We start from the raw sequence: 15,294 nt of genomic DNA, 5'->3' as shown, positions 1-15,294 counted from the left end.
GTACACTAGGCTCGATAAAACCTCGCCAAGTGATTACTTTATGCATTTTTAAAATCTACAACTTTAACCTTCTTCGGATCGTCTTTCTTTCTGAGGAAGTTAGCCATTCCCTCTTTCTGATCCTCTGTCTCGAAGCAAGAACCAAAGAGCTTCTCTTCGATTACAAGTGCAGCATCGATGTCTGTCTGAAGTCCATCGTTGATAGCCTTCTTGCAAGCACGAACAGCGATAGGTGCATTTGCAGCGATCTGTGATGCCATCTTCTCAGCAGCTGCAAGGAGCTCTTCCTGCGGATATACGGCATTAACAAGACCGATTCTGTAAGCCTCGTCTGCTTTGATGTTACGTGCTGTGTAGATAAGCTGCTTAGCCATTCCTGCACCGATAAGACGTGCAAGTCTCTGTGTTCCGCCAAATCCGGGTGTGATTCCGAGACCAACCTCAGGCTGACCAAACATAGCGTTCTCTGAGCAGATACGAATATCACAGCTCATCGAAATCTCGCATCCGCCGCCAAGAGCGAATCCGTTAACTGCAGCGATAACAGGAAGCGGGAACTCTTCGATCTTACGGAATACGTCGTTACCTTTCTTACCGAAAGCTTCACCCTCAGCCTTTGTGAGTGTGCTCATCTCTCCGATATCGGCACCTGCAACAAAAGACTTTTCGCCTGCACCTGTAAGAACAACAGCTCTTACAACATTAACGTCGATGCTGTCAAAAGCAGCATTAAGGTCATCAAGTACCTGTGAGTTAAGTGCATTGAGTGCTTCAGGACGATTGATTGTAATAACAGCGATCTTGTCTTTAACTTCGCAATTTACAAAACTCATGTCTTTATCTCCTTTGAATATTCAATTTATATTTTTTCGTGATATACGCGGTCATCAAATGTATAACGACTGCTCTGTGCAAGCACAGCAGTCGTCACACATTTTCTTCCCTATATTACTCGTACTTTTCAACTATTGTAGCGCAACCCATTCCGCCACCGATGCAAAGAGTTGCAAGACCCTTCTTAGCATCTGCTCTTCTGCCCATCTCGTGAAGAAGAGTTACAAGGATACGGCATCCTGAAGCTCCTACGGGATGTCCGAGTGCGATAGCGCCACCGTTTACATTAACCTTGTTCATATCGAATCCAAGGTCCTTAGCTACTGCAACAGACTGTGCTGCAAATGCCTCGTTAGCCTCGATAAGATCGATATTGTCAAGTGAAAGTCCTGTCTTCTTAAGAACTTTGTTTGTAGCTGCAACAGGTCCGATACCCATAACCTCGGGCTCAACACCTGCAAGTGCTCCGCCAACCCATGTAGCCATAGGCTTGATTCCGAGCTCTTTAGCCTTCTCTTCGCTCATAACAACGATTGCTGCTGCACCGTCGTTGATACCTGAAGCGTTACCTGCTGTTACAAGTCCGCCTTCCTTACCTGAGCAGCACTTAAGCTTTGAAAGTGACTCAGCTGTTGTGCCGGCACGAGGGCCCTCATCAACCTTGAAGTCTACCATTTCTTTTTTAACCTTAACGGGAACGGGAACGATCTCGTCGTTGAACTTGCCTTCAGCCATAGCCTTCTCGCACTTCTGCTGAGAATTTGCTGAAAATGCGTCAAGCTCTTCTCTTGTAAGGTTCCATCTGTCGCAGATATTCTCTGCTGTTATCATCATGTGATAGTGATTGAATGCATCTGTAAGAGCATCGTTTACCATTGTATCTACAACTGTTCCGTTGTTCATACGATATCCGAAACGTGCATTGGGAAGTGCGTAAGGAGCCATAGACATGTTCTCCATTCCGCCTGCTACTACTATATCAGCCTCACCGGCCTTGATAAGGTCAGCTGCCATATTGACACAGTTAAGACCTGATCCGCAAACTACGTTAAGAGTTACAGCAGGAGTCTCGATAGGAAGTCCGGCTTTGATTGAAGCCTGTCTTGCTACGTTCTGTCCAAGACCTGCCTGGATTACGCAACCCATAAGAACTTCATCAACCTGTTCAGGCTTAACACCTGCACGGTTAAGTGCTTCCTTGATAACTATAGAACCAAGCTCTGCTGCCGGTGTGCCGCTGAGTGCTCCACCCATCTTGCCGATAGCTGTTCTACACGCGCCCGCTAATACTACTTTCTGTGCCATAACGTATTACCTCCATTTTTTGAAAAAATTATCTGTCCGTTATTCGATTTTTCTTAATAAAACCTTTGATTGACAAATTTTTGTCAGAACAGGTTTATTGTAGCATACCCCCTTGTCAAATGCAATAAAAAGAAACTTCCCACAAACGTTTTTATTTAGCAAATTGCCAAACCGTCGCAGGAAGTTTCCTTCATGATTTTTAATTCTCTTTTATATCTTTTTCAAGCATTTTAAGGACATATTCTTTTCGGTTTTTAAAAAATGAGTCAAGCGCCGCAAGATCTTTCTCATACTCCTTTTCAGAGTATCCGTCCTCTTCAAACCTTCTTACCGTCTCGATGTTCTGCTCGCGGTATATTTTGTCCCACTCAGCAAGCTTCTTACTCAGATGCTCGTAGGACAGCTCATTCTCAGTAAGCTCAACCATCCTGTTGTAAAAGAGCTCCTTAAATCCAGGTCTTTCATAGAAAAATCCCGGCATAAACATCTTTTCATCAAGTTCCCTGTAATATGAAACCGTATCCGCTTCCACATCCTCACAGGTAATATCAAGATCGTACGCAGCAAAGCGCCACTTGCCGTCACCGTAATCGCCGTATCCCGGCTCTTTTGACCTGAACATAAATCTGTTATGCTCGCCGTCGATGTCGGTATCGTTAAAGAATAAGAGCATGCAATAATAATCGACCATATTGTCTATATCAATCTCGCTCTCAACTTGCGAATAAACCGCATCATCACTCATATCGCCATTCATCATCACATCATACAGCGCCTTGTAATTCTCATCCGTCTCCGGATCTCCGCACTCGACTGCGCTGTTTTTCTCAGTCCATAACATATCTTTCGGAATGCCGTAGCGCTCGGCAAAATAGTTATCATCGTACTGTTCTCTGAGATTGTAAATTCCCCAATACTCGCCGTTTATAAAGACAACTTCAGGGACGGAATTCTGGAAAGGAATTCCCGTTTCTCCTATCACGGACTGAATGAACGGCTCCTGATATATTATCCTGCCATCGCCTTTTCGAAGTCGCACTTTCTTTTCATTGTTACAGACAAAACTCTTAGCAAAGTTCTTTTGCCCATCATAAATATCTCTCGCAAACAGGTTGAGCGCTTTCTGATACACGAACCTCGTCGACTCGCCCGATATCCTGACACCTATATCCTGGGAAAAGAAATCCTTATGAGCGGAATCAAACGCAGTCATATGCGCTTTTCTCTCCCACTCTTTTCCCGAGAACTCCGAATTAGTGAAGTAACTTCTATAATACACTTCTCCGTTATCATCCGTGAAACTTCCCGGAACTTCATCTTCAGGCAAATCCGTAAATCCCCCGAGTTCCTTGTACTCATCATATTTCTTGCCCAGAGTATAGATTCCTCTGTCATGGTCAAAAAGATCCGCAGGGTCAAAGACAAGGGACATTATCTGTTTATCCTTGTATTTTTCCTTCTTATCATATCCGACAAAATACGTGTGCGTCACAACTTTGCTCTTCTTGCCCGTAAGCTTATTTATCGCCACGGCACTGATCACATTCGCCTTGTCAATCTTGTAGCCGGGCGGATTGTAGGTCGGGTACATTATCTCATTCGCATACACATTTTCTTTTGCGGACGCGTCGGTAAGAGTAATCTCGCCCTTATATTTCTGTGAATTCTCATCGGGAACACTTCCGTCGTCGGTGTAAAAAATATTCACCCACGGCGAAGACGAGATCTTTAATTTGGTTCCCTCGTCATAGAATCCGTCTTCTATAGAAAAAACAGGTCCTTCGATATAAGAATTATCAATATGGGAAGCACCGCTGTTTGTCTCTCCGGGAGTTGCCGAAAGAGATGCGAACTTACCTTTACCGTCTTCTTCCCTAGAATAAGTCACATCATAGGAAAGTCTCGGAAGAGTCACGGCATCAAGCATATTGCCGTCCTCATCACTTAGATAGATCGTTTCTCCGTCTTTGCTAATGCCAAAGCCGTTCTCCGCATCTTTGGAGATGCTTGCCACAAAAAATCCGTTTGCAGGAATCGCCTCTTCTATTCTGAATTTCTTCAGGTCCTTTCTACTATCGGAAATATATAATCCTGAAACTTCCGAACCGGACATGTTGTAGAGCTCCACATAATCCGTGTACTCTCCGGCATCATTTCTGTATGCGCCGAAATTATCCGCACACACTTCATTTATAACGACCGTTCTGCTGTCTTTTACAAGCCCGCAACAAAAAAGGGTTGCTGCGCTGACAGCCAGCAACCCTGTAAATACTATGGTATATTTAGTTTTGCCAAAAAAGAATTCTCGTATCATACTTCAGGCTCTATCAATCCGTATGTATTTCCCTTTCTCTTATAAACTACATTAACCATGTCTGTTTCTGCATTAACAAATACAAAGAAGTTGTGTCCCAAAAGTTCCATCTGAACGCATGCGTCTTCTGCATACATAGGCTTGGGATCGAATTTCTTGATCCTCTCGATGCGGATAGTCTCCTCATCCATGTAATCAGCCTCAAGATATTCTTTCTTGAAGTTGCTGACTTCAGCCTGCTGCTTATCAACGATCTTACTTCTGTATTTCTTAAGTTGTCTCTCAATAACCTCCTCTACCAAGTCAATCGATACATACATGTCATTGCTGACCTGCTCTGCACGGATAATTTTGCCCTTAACGGGAATGGTAACCTCGATCTTATGTCTATCCTTATCAACGCTGAGGGTAACATTGGCATCTGTATCAGAGGTGAAATACTTCTCGAGTTTTCCGATCTTCTCTTCTACCGCTGCCTTAAGTCCGGGTGTTACATCAATGTTCTTGCCTACAATAGTAAATTTCATGCAATCATCCCCTTTGCTTCGACCCGTGTAATGTTTCATCAATATTAAGATTTGACGCTCACTGCACCTTGGCCGTTATTTATATATGTACAGTATACCATTTCGAGCCCGATAAGTACATTTTATAAGCGAAAATTGACCCACCTCTTTTGAAATTTTCGCTTTTTTTGTGAATGATGCACAAAATTATTTCATGATTTTTAACGTGGAAAAATCAATTAATCCTTCATATTTTCGTGGATAATGTGGATAACTTCGTGTATAAGTCCATTTTTTAGACAATTTTTCTCACATCCTGTGGATAACTTATTAATCTTTTGTTCTCAAAAAATAATCTTTTTGTTATTGACTTTTGTTATTATGTGCACTTTATTGAAAACATGAACAAGGAGCTGAATAATCAGCTCCTTGCTAAAGTCTAATTCAATATTCAATTACAAGATTCTTCTTACTGCGAGTACCTTACGGTAATCAGCGTTAGAAATCTTAATACCTGTCTTAGCTGTTGAAGCATGTACAATCTGTCCGCCACCAATATAGATAGCAACGTGACCTGAGTAGCATACGATATCACCGGGCTGTGCATTTGCAAGTCCATCGACTGCAGCTCCCTGTGTTCTATCAGCAGATGAACTGTGAGGAAGACTTACACCGAAGTTCTGATATACACTCATTACGAAACCTGAGCAGTCAGCACCGTTTGTCAAACTTGTTCCGCCGTAAACATAAGGGTTACCAACGAACTGTTTAGCGAACTCTGCAACCGCAGATCCGATTGAGCTTGTCTCTGTTGTATAAGAAGCAGCTGACTTATAGTCCTTACCTACAGCCTTATCGGATGTATTCTTACTAGCAGCTTTCTTATTGGCATCAGTCTTAGCTTTTTCTTCTGCGAGACGTTTCTTCTCAGCGTCATTAGATTCAGCCACTTTATAATCGAGCCAAGGTTTAACGTATTCAGCACAAATGTATACGTCACCTTCCTCCATACTTATCTTATACCATTTCTGGCCTGAGCTGTCTTCTTCTTCAGCAAGAATAATAACCTGTTCATCAGGAGCAACATAACCCATTACGTCAGCATCTGTGCCGGGTTCTTTTCTGGTCTTAAGAACACCTTCCTGTGTATTAACAGTACCCATCTGGGTAGCAACATCTTCTGCATACTCGGCAGCTTCCTGGCCAACGATACAGTACTGAGCCTTAACCCAACCTGTTACATCGCCTGATTTAATCTTATACCAGCCGTCTTTTTCCTCTAAAAGAGTACCAAGGGCTTTATTAGGCAGTTTACCAATTTTTTCAGTGTTAGTTTCACTCGGGTTATCACGAATGTTTACATAACCTTCAACTTTGGCAACTACGAAATTGTCAACATTCTGTTTTTCTGAATCATCCTGGGATTGTTCATCACTACCTGACTCGTCTCCGCTTGCGGATCCGGTCGCATTCAAAATATCACGCAGAAGACTTCCTGTAATATTTGAAGCATTTGGTGTCGCATCGGTAACGGCAGAACTTAATTCGATCTTATCAGCAACAGATTTGCTGATAGTTGAAGAATCCCCATGACTCCCCGACTTCCCCGATTTCTTGCTCGATCCTTTACCTGAACTACTCTCTTCTTCGTCGATACTGTTCTGAAGAGTTGAAAGTGATACTTGATTATCCCCTAGAGCGTATGTAAAACCTGCCTGAGGCAAAACGCTCGTTACTCTCCTTGAAGGTGCAGCATGTACTAAAACACTATTCATGTTGGAAATTGTTATTGCAGCTACAACACTAGCGGTCATAATCTGTTTAGCAGTTTTTTTCAAAAGAAACCTCCGGTTTGTTACATTTTTGTTACGCATATACAAATATACGCTATTTGCTTCCGTTTGTCAACTTTTGCAACACGTTCACCAAAATTTCAATATTCCCAGAGTATTACTGAAAAAAATATACAACAAACAAATTTTGACCAAATTTTTTGTATATATTTTTCACAAAAAATTCGTATTCCGGTTATTATTAGGATATAACGCATTTATTTACACTATAAGATAATCTTGTGCCGCAGTTACGGCATTTGCACCATCTGCCACCGAAGTAACAATTTGACGAAGCCTCTTCTTCCTGCAATCCCCCGCAGCAAAGATTCCGGGTACATTTGTTGCACAATCTTCTCCGGCAATCACATATCCGTTTTCGTCACATTCGACAATATCTGCAAAGATTTCTGTAGACGGATGTATACCGATTGCCACAAAAATACCATCAACATTAAGGTCAGAGATTTTATTTTCTTTAATATTCTTAACTCTTAAATTTGTAACTTTGCCCTCTCCCTGTATTTCCTGAACTACGCTGTCCCAGATAACTTCTACATTCGGAAGGCCAAAGAGCTCATCCTGCAAGATCTTCGCAGCACGAAGCTCGTCTCTTCTGTGAATGAGATAAACTTTCTCACAGAACCTTGCAAGGAATATCGCATCTTCAACAGCTACGTCTCCGCCACCGTTAACCGCAGCTACCTTTCCCTTATAAAAAGCCCCGTCGCAAGTTGCACAATATGAAACTCCCTTTCCGATATATTCCTCTTCTCCGGGAATCCCGAGCTTGGAATGATGTGCACCTGCAGCTATAAGAACTGTGCGCGTCTCATAGCTCTCATTCTCTGTATTTACTTTAAATATAGTTTTTCCTTTTTCATCCGTAGAACTCTTCTCGATTCCCGTAACTATTCCGTCAGCAAACTCTGCACCTAATTTATCGGCATGTTCCCTGAATTTCATTGCAAGATCGAATCCGTTAACACCGGGGATACCGAGATAATTGTCAACTTCATACGTATCGATTATCTGCCCTCCGCTCACAGGATTTTTTTCTATAACAAGCATATTAAGTCCGGCTCTCTTTGCATATACCGCAGCCGAAAGCCCTGCAGGGCCGGAACCGATTATTATAATATCAAACATTTGTATTTCCTCCTAAACTATAAAACTCAAAAGCACTCCTCTATATCCGCATAAAAAGAAAAAGGATTAGATTGTGCACAACCTAATCCTATCACTATTTCGAATATTTTAAAAGTAAAATTTTTATAACCAATTAAACCGACTATACAAGCTCATACTTTTTAAGCGCATTCCAAATTCCGTCATCCTCAAGATGAGTTGTGACAAAGTCCGCTATATCTGCGATCTCATCAGCGCATCTTCCCATTGCAATAGCCGTTCCTGCAGTCTGCATCATTTCCATATCATTTACGCTGTCACCAAAAGCGAAAGTGTTTTTTACATCTTCAGATAAGAGTTCACAGACTTTCTCAATTCCCGTACCCTTATTAAAGCCCTTGGGAACCATCTCTACAGCATGCTCGTTGTGGATCATGTAATCATAAAGATCTTCAAGCTCAGCAAAACAGCTCTTGGTATCACATCCCGTCGTCGCGCATGACAATTTGTTGATCTGCCAGTTTCCCCAATTATCATTGATACCGCGAAGTCTGTCTCCCATATCTGCCATAACTTTTTTGCCGTACATATCATTTTCAAAATCTTTTCTTTCCATATAGAGATATTCCGGACCTTCAAGGATTGGTCTGAATCCATATCTTTGAACCGTTTCCACAGTTCTTATCGCATCATCTTTATCCATAATTCTGTTGTAAATAGTCTTTCCGTCGTATTCGATCATACATCCGCACGCCGAAACGATACCGTCAAAACCCATTCCCAAAAGTTCTTTATTGCTTACAAAAGATCTTGATCTTCCTGTGTTTATAAAGCACTTATGTCCGTTCTTCTTTGCCTTCCTTATTCCTTCTTTTGTGCTCTCCGGGATGTAATTCTTGTAGTCCCAAAGCGTTCCGTCAATATCAAAAAATAGAATCATTAATCTTTTCCACCCTAAATCCATCCTCCATCGAGGGTTATTATCTGTCCGGTCATATATTCGGGCGAGTCCGCAAGCATGACCGCAAGCTTGGCAACTTCTGTCGCTTCGCCCATTCTTCCGGCGGGTATCTCATCCTCAAGTGCGCTGAGATCTTCCTCCGTCAGATGTTCTCTGTTCATCGCGGTATCAATAACTCCGCACGCTATGGCATTAACCTGAATGTTACTTGGCGCAAGCTCTTTTGCCAGCGCTTTGGTAAAAGCATTCACGCCGCCCTTAGATGCGGAATACGCAACTTCACAGGATGCTCCGACGGAACCCCACACTGAAGTTATGTTTATTATCTTACCACAATGTTTCCTCAACATGACAGCAGCAGCTGATTTGCATGTAAAAAATACCGAATCAAGATTAGTGCTCATTACCTTTCGCCAATCAGCGACACTCATATCGGTAAGGAGCCCTATATGCGCTATTCCCGCATTGTTTATGACAACATCTATGTCTTTTATCTTCCTTGCAAAAAGATCCGTCACCGAATCATAATCAGCGGCATCGCAAGTGAAACTGCTGCATTTTATACCGTACTCGTTTCGAAGATACTCGGCAAAACCGGCCAACTGCTTTTCGCTCTGCTTACAGGTCAAAAAAAGTTCATCTCCCATTGCAGCGAAAGCTTCCGCAATAGCCTTTCCTATTCCTCTTGATGCACCGGTTATAAGGACTTTTCTGTTCACTTCGCGCCTCCTTTATATTAAATCAAAATGCGCTGCCCCCATAAAAGAGCAGCGCACATATTCTGTCTTGTATTAAACGATCAGCCTTGCAGATCACATACAGCCATTAGCAGCAATGTGAAAGTGCATCGATAACAGTTTCTTCAACAAAAGGCTTTGCAACAAATTCTGCTGCTCCGAGCTTAACCGCTTCCATCATCTTATGCTTCTGTCCTGCAGCTGTAATCATAACAACCTTTGCATTGGGATCAGCTTCTCTGATAAGCTTGAGTGAATCAATACCGTCAAGTACAGGCATAGTGATATCCATGGTAACAATGTCGGGCTTAAGTTTCATGTACTCATCAAAACCTTCCTGGCCGTTAACAGCTTCACCTACAATTGAATAGCCGGCTCTTTCCAATATATCTCTCAAAACTTTTCTTGAAGTTCTGGAATCATCTACTATTAAAACGTTCTTCATTTTCTATATTCCTCCAACCTATTACATGGTCGTTATTTTTGTGTCTTTTGATACTGCAATGAGATATTTAACCTCACCACCACAGATGTAAACAGGCATTACCATGATCTCATCACAGCTAGCTTCTGTTTCTGAAACAGAGAATGCCGGGGGCTCAAGCTCAATGAACTTTGATTCCTTACTCTGTTCTGTTACATATAAACCGTTGATACAATTTATAAGTTCGCAAACCGCGTCAAGCGCGTCTTCTCTTGTTTCAATAAATTCTTCCTTAGTGTACGCTTTAGCCATTCTCTGCACATCTTCAAACTTGCCTGAAATGCCTACAAACGCATTCTGATCTCCATGGAATTTCTGATAGCCAAGGACTTCATCCTTGATATTTTTTGTCGTATATGCCTTTCCGACAAATACATGACTATCCACGAGTCTGTACATATTCTTAATACCCATGGAAAACATTCCTCTGTACATCTGGTCTTCAGTCTCAAGGAAAATAGGCACGATCTTTTCAACATCACCGGACTTAAGTGTTGCCATATCCGACTCTGTGAAACCGTGAAGTTTCTGATATTCTTCCTCCACCTCTGCCAACTTACTCATGGAAATAGCTCCCATATCCGTAAGTGCCTGAATAAATGCGAGATACGGATTTCCCTGCAACTCCACAAGACGGCTTACCTGAGTCTCTGTCAAGTACCCACGCTCGATGGCAATATCACCAAAACGCTTATCCATAGATGCCTGCATGGCATTTACCTGTTCAGCCTGTGCTATAGTCATAAGCTTCTCTGCAACAGCTATAACACCAAGCTTAGCGCAATTGGATTCTTGTATCTGATATGCCTTCTCAAGCTGACTCTTGTCGAGCAAGCCTTTCTCAACCAAATATACACCAATTAGACGATCGAACATTGCTGTAGCTCCTATACATAAAAATTTGTTTATAACTTACAGTACCATTTTAGACCATTATCCGTATATAAACAAGACTATTTATTTCGCTACATAACAATAAATTGTACACCAAGGAGACGCTGAATCATTCATCGTTCACCCGGCATACAATTTCCCGGAACGTTTTATTATATTTTTCTTAATTATTTTCCATATGCGCCATCGCGCCATTCACAGCCCTCTTTACAGCGTTGTCGTCATCAGCTCTTCTGTTCTGCTGTGCCTTTGTCTCTCTGTAAGCTCTGTTGGCGCTGTCTATCGCAATTATCTGTTCCTTCGGCATGAAAATCCTGTGTCCCGCAGGATTGATCGCTACGCCGTCCTTATCTCGGATAAATCTTGCGATGTCGCTAAAAGAAAATACTGCGGCATTCCACTCATGTCCGAGCTTCATTTTCCCAAACTCGAATCCGTCGGTGAATACCGGCATAAAGATCTTATCATCGGCAGTCTTTACCATGAAGAATGTGAACTTTGTATCTTTTCCCATTCTCACTCTGCCGCTCTCTGTCTTTTCAGCATGTCCCTCATACTGCATGGGAACTATATATTTTCCGTTAAAGAGATTTCCGATCATTCTCTTTTCTTTAAGAGCAAGTATCTCATCTCTCTTCTCATATTTTACGGGCCATCTGCGCTCTTCAAGCATATCGAGCATTGAGAAGCAAAGCTGCGGATTTACGGGAGCATCTTTTATAACTCTGTTCCACTCGCCGGGAGCAGCTGAGATCTCGTCTCTCTTAAACTTCACTCTGTAAGCGCCGTTGTCTATTATCAGATCCTCAAGGCCGATGCAGTAAAGGAAATCAAAATATCCTTTTCTTGCCGCACCTTGTTCTTCCTGCTGCGGTTCAACCTCTATCTCTTTTACCATAACCTGACGGTACTGCTTCTTATAAAGTTCTGCAGCTTCTTCCGCCATCTCTTTTCCAAAATACAAAAGACCGTATCCATGATCGATAAACGGATATCCCGTCGACTTATCATAGATCACATATAGAATTTCAGCGTCTCTGACCCTGCGGATTATTTCGTTGTAAACTTTTCTGCGATTTCTCTCATAGTCGGGAATCGGAACCTCTCTGTCAAACTCATCAAAAGTCGTAAGAACAAACAAAAGCTCCTGATCGTTAAGCTCCCTAAGTTCATCTATCGAAATGTCATCCTCATATATTATCTGTCCGATATCATCCTTGCGTTCCTCGGATACAGTCTCAGCAAGACAGCACTCGACACCCGGAAGATTCACATGATTTAACTTCGGTATTGTCGGCCAGTCAAGGGCTGCATGAGCTTCTCTTACTTCCTCAAGTTCCCTCTCTCTTGCTATTCTGATTTCTTCATCAAGTTGTCCGGGCCGGAGCGCCTTCTCTTTTTTTCCCCCCAACAAACTAAATAATCCCATCTATATCCCTCTTTCGTCTGATGCTGTAGTCAGCTCTCGTAAAATGTTTTTGATACCCCTGCAAGATACTCGGGGTCACGGCTTCCCGCGGATTCATAGGGCGAATGCATTGCAAGCTGGGCAAGTCCTATGTCCACCGTGTTAACAGAAACCTGCGATGTTGAGATATTACCGAGCGTTGAACCTCCGGCAATATCCGAGCGATTGGTAAATGTCTGATAGGGAACATTCGCCTTCTCGCAAATAAGTTTAAATGTGGCTGCGGATACCGCATCCGTCGTATATTTTTGATTTGCGTTATATTTAATAACGATTCCGCCGTTCATAAGCGGTCTGTTTACAGGATCCGCCTTTTCCTTGTAATTGGGATGTACGGCATGTGCGTTGTCGGCGGAGATCATGAAACTGTTTGCAACAGCTGTGAAATACTGCTGTTGCGTTCTTCCAAGGCCTTCATTTATCCTGATAAGCGTATCCTTCAAAAATGTCGAATCCGCTCCCTGCTTGGTTCCGCTTCCGACTTCTTCATTGTCGAAAACGCAGTGCAAAACAACATTCTCAGATTCTTTTGCTGTAATAAATCCCTCGAATGTGGCATATACGCACTCCTGATCGTCAAGTCTCGAACTTGCGATGTACTCATTGTTTGCGCCCCAAAATGTGGGTTTCACCCTGTTGTACAAAAAGAGATCATGGCTTAAGATGTCTTCTTTTTTCACCCCTGCAGCCTCTGCAACCACTTCAAAAAAACTGCCCTTGGAGCTTAAATCTCCAAAAAGCGGTATGCAATCGGTCTGAGGATTGTACTTGGCTGAGCTGTTTGCATCTCTGTTCATATGGATAGCAAGTGAAGGTATCATCAAAAGATCTCTGTCCACATTTACGAGTTTTGATACAAATCCGCCTTTTCCATCTCGCACGATAAGTCTTCCCGCAACCGAAAGCGGTCTGTCAAACCAAGGTGCGCAGAGCATTCCGCCGTACTTCTCGGTATTTAATTTTACATATGCCGAAACTTCCTCCATCTCAGGATTCTCTTTTATCTTAAAAGAAGGAGAATCACTGTGACTTGCGATCACATAAAAACCTTTGAACTTCTTATCGGGTATCCTGAAAGAAATCACAGAAGAATCGTTTCTTGTAACAAAAAACTTTCCGGGCTTAAGTTCCCACTCCTCAGATTCCTTCAGTTCCACGTACCCCCTGTCGTCAAGCTCTTTCCTAAGATTGTCGACCACGTGAAAACATGTAGGTGATGCGTCAATAAACTCAAGCATTTTTTCTGTTATATTCTTCATATTACTTTTCCGCCTTTTATCATATTCATTGCAGTTTATGTAAACTACAACCAAATATAATTATAGCCTAAATTTGTTTTCAAAGATATGCGATCATCCTGTTATCGTCATATTAATTATATAAATAAAGCATTAACATTCTAGCACGCACAGGCTCAATATATCAAGCAGTTTTCATAGAACTATATGTAAATTTTTTTTGAACTTTTCTATTCCTCTTAAACCGCATAAAAAGAGGGCTCCGACTCTTTGGATAGTCGAAAGCCCTCATGGTCACTACATTTTTATCATATTAGATTTACGCATATACAAACCAAATGAAAAGATATCCCACTAACACTGCAGTTAATGTAAACGGAACTCCTATCTTCATGAAATCACCGAAAGAAACTTCGTAACCTTCTTTTCTAAGCATTCCCACACCGGCGATATTGGCGGAAGCACCGATAGGTGTAAGGTTTCCGCCAAGTGTTGCACCGATCAAAAGTCCGAAGTACAAAAGAAGCGGACTTGCCGACATCACGGCAGACAGACTTCCAAGTACCGGAAGCATGGTCGCAACATACGGGATGTTATCGATAAACGCCGAGATTGCAACAGAACCGAAAACTATAACCGTGTACAGCATAAAGACATTTCCTTTTCCCGCATCGGCTATGATATTTGCAAGTTCGTCAATGATGCCGACATTGGTAATTCCGCTGATAACGCAGAACAGACCTGCAAGAAGGAGCATAGTATCGTAGTCGATTGCTTTGAGCGAATGCCACATGCTATCTGTTCCCTTTGAAAGAAAAATCTCCCAGATGATATTGATGATTCCGCATACCATGCATATCACACCGTTTGTGATCTCAGGCTTATTCTGGAAAAAGGATGCGATAACAAGAAGCACAACGTGCCCAAGCATCATTATCGTAGGAACATAATCGGTTACAACAGTCTTCTCATCTGAGCTTACGGGTTCTTTGTCTTTTCTGAAAAGAACCATCATGATAGGAACCGTAGCAAGCGCTCCGAGCTCAACAGCAAAGAAAATTCCAAGCTTTCCGTCCATCCAGAAGAAATCGTTAAAGTCCATCCCTGCAGCTCCTGCGAGCATGATGGATGTCGTATCTCCAACAAGTGTCGCAGCTCCCTGAAGGTTTGATGAAACCGCGATACAGATTATCATCGCAACCGGCGAGATCTTGAGTTTTTTGCAGATAGCAAGTCCGACAGGTGCAACCATAAGAACCGTCGCAACGTTATCGATAAATGCAGAAATGATTCCCGAGAAAAGAGACATCGATATCGTAACCCACAACACATTCGGCGCAACATTAAGAATCTTGTCCGCAATGTAATTGGGCATCTTGGATTCGATGAAGTAATCAACGATTACCATGGTTCCGAAGATCATCATAAGGACGTTCCAGTCTATTGCCGAAAACACCTGATTAAACGGAAGAATTCCCGTGATCACAAAAATAAGCGCCGTAGAAAGCGCAACGTATGCTCTTTTCTTAGGCAGAACCACCATAAGAACATACATTATTACAAATAAAACAATGGCTAAAGTTTTCAAGTTTC

General features: G+C 42.3%; 13 protein-coding genes. All 13 read right to left on the bottom strand.

The genetic code is table 11. The annotated features are described in order from the left end of the window. Positions 1-38 precede the first annotated feature (38 nt). The gene (locus G628_RS0113175; protein ID WP_026656769.1) at positions 39-833 is read right to left on the bottom strand and encodes an enoyl-CoA hydratase-related protein; all 795 of its coding nucleotides are present in this window, start codon (positions 831-833) and stop codon (positions 39-41) included. A 115-nt stretch (positions 834-948) separates the two neighbouring features. Next, positions 949-2,139 (bottom strand): acetyl-CoA C-acetyltransferase, encoded by a 1,191-nt coding sequence (locus tag G628_RS0113170; RefSeq protein ID WP_026667171.1) that lies wholly within the window; start codon positions 2,137-2,139, stop codon positions 949-951. A gap of 199 nt (positions 2,140-2,338) precedes the next feature. Continuing rightward, positions 2,339-4,453 carry a CotH kinase family protein gene (locus G628_RS0113165; protein ID WP_027209337.1) on the bottom strand — a complete coding sequence of 705 codons (2,115 nt, stop codon included), beginning with the start codon at positions 4,451-4,453 and terminating at the stop codon, positions 2,339-2,341. Further along, positions 4,450-4,980 (bottom strand): ribosome hibernation-promoting factor, HPF/YfiA family, encoded by a 531-nt coding sequence (gene hpf / locus G628_RS0113160; protein WP_026656764.1) that lies wholly within the window; start codon positions 4,978-4,980, stop codon positions 4,450-4,452. Before hpf ends, G628_RS0113165 begins: the two co-directional genes overlap by 4 nt. A 434-nt stretch (positions 4,981-5,414) precedes the next feature. Next, positions 5,415-6,797, bottom strand: a complete 1,383-nt coding sequence (locus tag G628_RS0113155; RefSeq protein WP_026667169.1) for a C40 family peptidase — start codon at positions 6,795-6,797, stop codon at positions 5,415-5,417. Between the two features lie 216 nt (positions 6,798-7,013). Further along, positions 7,014-7,940: a thioredoxin-disulfide reductase gene (gene trxB / locus G628_RS0113150; RefSeq protein WP_027209336.1), complete on the bottom strand. Its 927-nt coding sequence runs from the start codon at positions 7,938-7,940 to the stop codon at positions 7,014-7,016. Positions 7,941-8,082: 142 nt separating this feature from the next. After that, positions 8,083-8,859, bottom strand: coding sequence for a Cof-type HAD-IIB family hydrolase (locus G628_RS0113145; RefSeq protein WP_034500973.1), 777 nt, complete (start codon positions 8,857-8,859; stop codon positions 8,083-8,085). Positions 8,860-8,873: 14 nt separating this feature from the next. Continuing rightward, positions 8,874-9,599 carry an elongation factor P 5-aminopentanone reductase gene (gene ymfI / locus G628_RS0113140; RefSeq protein ID WP_026656760.1) on the bottom strand — a complete coding sequence of 242 codons (726 nt, stop codon included), beginning with the start codon at positions 9,597-9,599 and terminating at the stop codon, positions 8,874-8,876. A gap of 106 nt (positions 9,600-9,705) precedes the next feature. Continuing rightward, positions 9,706-10,062, bottom strand: coding sequence for a response regulator (locus tag G628_RS0113135; protein WP_026656758.1), 357 nt, complete (start codon positions 10,060-10,062; stop codon positions 9,706-9,708). A gap of 21 nt (positions 10,063-10,083) precedes the next feature. Beyond that, the gene (locus G628_RS0113130) at positions 10,084-10,977 is read right to left on the bottom strand and encodes a chemotaxis protein CheX (protein ID WP_026667961.1); all 894 of its coding nucleotides are present in this window, start codon (positions 10,975-10,977) and stop codon (positions 10,084-10,086) included. A 181-nt stretch (positions 10,978-11,158) separates the two neighbouring features. Then, positions 11,159-12,424 (bottom strand): SseB family protein, encoded by a 1,266-nt coding sequence (locus G628_RS0113125; RefSeq protein ID WP_026656756.1) that lies wholly within the window; start codon positions 12,422-12,424, stop codon positions 11,159-11,161. Positions 12,425-12,453: 29 nt separating this feature from the next. Then, complete coding sequence (locus G628_RS0113120) at positions 12,454-13,722, bottom strand: M18 family aminopeptidase (RefSeq protein WP_027209334.1); 1,269 nt, start codon at positions 13,720-13,722, stop codon at positions 12,454-12,456. 298 nt (positions 13,723-14,020) lie between these two features. Continuing rightward, positions 14,021-15,289 (bottom strand): SLC13 family permease, encoded by a 1,269-nt coding sequence (locus G628_RS0113115; protein WP_026656755.1) that lies wholly within the window; start codon positions 15,287-15,289, stop codon positions 14,021-14,023. Between the last annotated feature and the right edge of the window lie 5 nt (positions 15,290-15,294).

The organism is Butyrivibrio hungatei NK4A153, from assembly GCF_000424465.1.
Taxonomy (GTDB): Bacteria; Bacillota; Clostridia; order Lachnospirales; family Lachnospiraceae; genus Butyrivibrio; species Butyrivibrio hungatei_A.
Note: the sequence above shows the minus strand (reverse complement) of the source record. Positions and strands in the feature narration are given on the sequence as shown.

What these genes read in the sequence shown, in the direction of transcription:
- G628_RS0113175 (WP_026656769.1), bottom strand. Translation starts at nt 833, where the DNA reads ATGAGTTTTGTAAATTGCGAAGTTAAAGACAAGATCGCTGTTATTACA.
- G628_RS0113120 (WP_027209334.1), bottom strand. Translation starts at nt 13,722, where the DNA reads ATGAAGAATATAACAGAAAAAATGCTTGAGTTTATTGACGCATCACCT.
- hpf (WP_026656764.1), bottom strand. Translation starts at nt 4,980, where the DNA reads ATGAAATTTACTATTGTAGGCAAGAACATTGATGTAACACCCGGACTT.
- G628_RS0113165 (WP_027209337.1), bottom strand. Translation starts at nt 4,453, where the DNA reads ATGATACGAGAATTCTTTTTTGGCAAAACTAAATATACCATAGTATTT.
- G628_RS0113170 (WP_026667171.1), bottom strand. Translation starts at nt 2,139, where the DNA reads ATGGCACAGAAAGTAGTATTAGCGGGCGCGTGTAGAACAGCTATCGGC.
- G628_RS0113145 (WP_034500973.1), bottom strand. Translation starts at nt 8,859, where the DNA reads ATGATTCTATTTTTTGATATTGACGGAACGCTTTGGGACTACAAGAAT.
- G628_RS0113135 (WP_026656758.1), bottom strand. Translation starts at nt 10,062, where the DNA reads ATGAAGAACGTTTTAATAGTAGATGATTCCAGAACTTCAAGAAAAGTT.
- trxB (WP_027209336.1), bottom strand. Translation starts at nt 7,940, where the DNA reads ATGTTTGATATTATAATAATCGGTTCCGGCCCTGCAGGGCTTTCGGCT.
- G628_RS0113130 (WP_026667961.1), bottom strand. Translation starts at nt 10,977, where the DNA reads ATGTTCGATCGTCTAATTGGTGTATATTTGGTTGAGAAAGGCTTGCTC.
- G628_RS0113125 (WP_026656756.1), bottom strand. Translation starts at nt 12,424, where the DNA reads ATGGGATTATTTAGTTTGTTGGGGGGAAAAAAAGAGAAGGCGCTCCGG.